We start from the raw sequence: 251 nt of genomic DNA on the forward strand, positions 1-251 counted from the left end.
TAACGGTAAAACGGCTATGAGTTTGCGTTAAGAACTTTTTCTTGTTTTAAACTCTTTAAAACGCGGTGTTCTCGGTTTAATAAAAATTAAAAAAGATATTATCTGGTTTTCAAAGAACAAATTTTGAGAGTAGACCTCTCAAAACTAAACAAAGTTTCAACTGTGCAGGTTTCCGTATTATTCCTTAGAAAGGAGGTGATCCAGCCGCAGGTTCTCCTACGGCTACCTTGTTACGACTTCACCCCAATCAT

The 251-nt window shown here is 36.7% G+C and carries 1 rRNA gene; it reads right to left on the reverse strand.

Annotated elements, in window-relative coordinates:
- Window positions 1–188 precede the first annotated feature (188 nt).
- A 16S ribosomal RNA gene (locus tag KH893_RS12955) occupies window positions 189–251 on the reverse strand; the annotation flags it as partial.

Source organism: Liquorilactobacillus sicerae, from assembly GCF_029916425.1.
Lineage (GTDB): Bacteria > Bacillota > Bacilli > Lactobacillales > Lactobacillaceae > Liquorilactobacillus > Liquorilactobacillus sicerae.